2 protein-coding genes and 1 pseudogene are annotated in these 2,490 nt (G+C 59.5%); all 3 read left to right on the top strand.

Translation table 11 applies throughout. From position 1 onward, the window contains the following. A pseudogene (locus tag BLP78_RS16335) lies at window positions 1-102 on the top strand (methane monooxygenase/ammonia monooxygenase subunit C); the annotation flags it as partial. Between the two features lie 272 nt (window positions 103-374). After that, window positions 375-1,199, top strand: a complete 825-nt coding sequence (locus tag BLP78_RS14970; protein WP_025042266.1) for a methane monooxygenase/ammonia monooxygenase subunit A — start codon at window positions 375-377, stop codon at window positions 1,197-1,199. Continuing rightward, window positions 1,199-2,449 (top strand): methane monooxygenase/ammonia monooxygenase subunit B, encoded by a 1,251-nt coding sequence (locus tag BLP78_RS14965; RefSeq protein ID WP_090460545.1) that lies wholly within the window; start codon window positions 1,199-1,201, stop codon window positions 2,447-2,449. Before BLP78_RS14970 ends, BLP78_RS14965 begins: the two co-directional genes overlap by 1 nt. Window positions 2,450-2,490: the final 41 nt, after the last annotated feature.

Below are 2,490 nucleotides of genomic sequence, written 5' to 3'. Positions count from 1 at the left end.
GGCGGGATTGCAGCACAAATCATCACCCGCTACTCCAACCTGACCGACGTCGTCTGGAATGGCCAAAGCAAAGTCATCCTCAACAACCGGATCGTACCGTAACCTGAAAGACCGGCTGAATCCAAATTCAGCCGGTCTTTTTGCTTTGGCACCACCCGGACCTGAGGAAAACCCTGAGGAATCCTGAGGAACCTTGGGTCGCCCTGCCGCCGCAACCCGACAGCAGAGCGGCCCGCCACCGCCGCCGCGGCGAACAAAGGCCCAGCCCAAAAAAAACAAGCTGGGGCGGAAACAGGACAAGCAGCAACAAGCAACACGCAACAGCAACACATCATTCACGTATTAAGATCGTAGACATTTGAGGGGAGGGTGCGATGAGCAGAACCGATGAAATACTGAAGGCGGCCAAGATGCCGCCGGAAGCAGTAAAAATGTCCAGGATGATAGACGCGGTGTATTTCCCGATTCTATGTATCCTACTGGTTGGAACCTACCACATGCACTTCATGCTGCTGGCAGGCGACTGGGACTTCTGGCTGGACTGGAAAGACCGCCAATGGTGGCCGGTAGTGACCCCCATCGTGGGCATCACCTATTGCGCCGCCATCATGTACTACCTGTGGGTCAACTACCGGCTGCCCTTTGGCGCCACCCTCTGCGTCGTCTGCCTGCTGACCGGCGAATGGCTGACCCGCTACTGGGGCTTCTACTGGTGGTCGCACTACCCCATCAGCTTCGTCTTCCCCTCCACCATGATACCGGGCGCACTCGTCATGGACACCGTCATGCTGCTCACCCGCAACTGGATGATCACAGCCCTGGTTGGTGGCGGCGCATTCGGCCTCCTGTTCTACCCGGGTAACTGGCCCATCTTTGGCCCCACCCACCTGCCGCTGGTAGCCGAAGGCGTACTGCTGTCCGTTGCCGACTACACCGGCTTCCTGTACGTTCGCACCGGCACCCCCGAGTACGTACGCAACATCGAACAAGGCTCACTGAGAACCTTTGGCGGCCACACCACCGTCATCGCCTCATTCTTTGCCGCCTTCGTCTCCATGCTCATGTTCTGCCTCTGGTGGTACTTCGGCAAACTTTACTGCACCGCATTCTTCTACGTCAAAGGTGCCCGTGGCCGCGTCACCATGAAAAACGACGTCACCGCATTTGGCGAAGAAGGCTTTCCCGAGGGGATCAAATAATGGAATTCAACAACCTCATCAAGCGCGGCCTGACCGGCCTGTGCGGCATGGCAGCCCTGGGCATGACCTTCATGCTCGACGTCACCCCGGCCCAGGCCCACGGCGAACGGTCCCAGGAACCCTTCCTGCGCATGCGTACCATCCAGTGGTATGACATGAAATGGGGACCTGAGACCACCAAAGTGAACGACCTGGCCAGCATGACCGGCAAATTTCACCTGGCCGAAGACTGGCCGCGTGCCGTTGGCAAACCGGGCCGCGCCTTCTTCAACGTCGGCAGCCCCAGCCCCGTGTTCGTACGCCTCTCCACCAAGCTGAACGGCGAACCGACCATGATTGCAGGCCCGCTCGAAATCGGACGCGACTACGCCTTCGAAGTCAGGCTCAAAGCCCGCATCCCTGGCCGCCATCACATGCACGCCATGCTGAACATCAAGGATGCAGGCCCGATTGCCGGCCCCGCCGCCTGGATGAACATCACCGGCAGCTGGGATGACTTCACCAACCCCGTCAAATTGCTGACAGGCGAGACCATCGATACCGAAACCTTCAACCTGGGCAACGGCCTCTTCTGGCACGCCCTGTGGATGGGACTGGGCATCTTCTGGATCGGCTACTACGTTGCCCGGCCCATGTTCCTGCCGCGCAGCCGCGTACTGCTGGCCTACGGCGACGAACTGCTGCTGGACCCGATGGACACCAAAGTGGCCTGGATCGTACTGCTTGCCACCATTGGACTGGTATGGGGCGGCTACCGTTACACCGAAAACAAGCATCCCTACACCGTGCCCATCCAGGCGGGTGAATCCAAGGTTGCGCCGTTGCCGGTGAAACCCAACCCCATCTCCATCAAAGTGACCCACGCCAACTACGACGTACCGGGGCGGGCACTGCGGGTTACCATGAGCGTCACCAACAGCGGCGATAGCGCCTACCGCATTGGCGAATTCACCACGGCCGGGATCCGGTTCATCAACAAAGTGGGCTTGAAGCACATGGACCGCAACTATCCGAAGGAACTCGTGGCCACCGGCTTATCGTTTGACAACGAGACCCCGATACAGCCGGGCGAGACCCGCGAAGTGAAGATGGAAGCGAAAGACGCACTGTGGGAAGTACAGCGGCTCATGGCCTTGCTGGGCGACCCGGAAAGCCGATTTGGCGGATTGCTCATGACATGGAGCGATAGTGGCGATCGCAACATCAACAGCATAGCGGGCGCCGTCATACCGGTCTTCACCAAGCTCTAAGCCGCATGGGACGCAAGGCCTAGCCCCGTCCCGCAAGGCAT

This window comes from Nitrosospira sp. Nsp1, from assembly GCF_900100985.1.
Lineage (GTDB): Bacteria > Pseudomonadota > Gammaproteobacteria > Burkholderiales > Nitrosomonadaceae > Nitrosospira.
The sequence above is the reverse complement of the archived record's forward strand: the minus strand, read 5'-3'. Positions and strand labels throughout refer to the sequence as shown.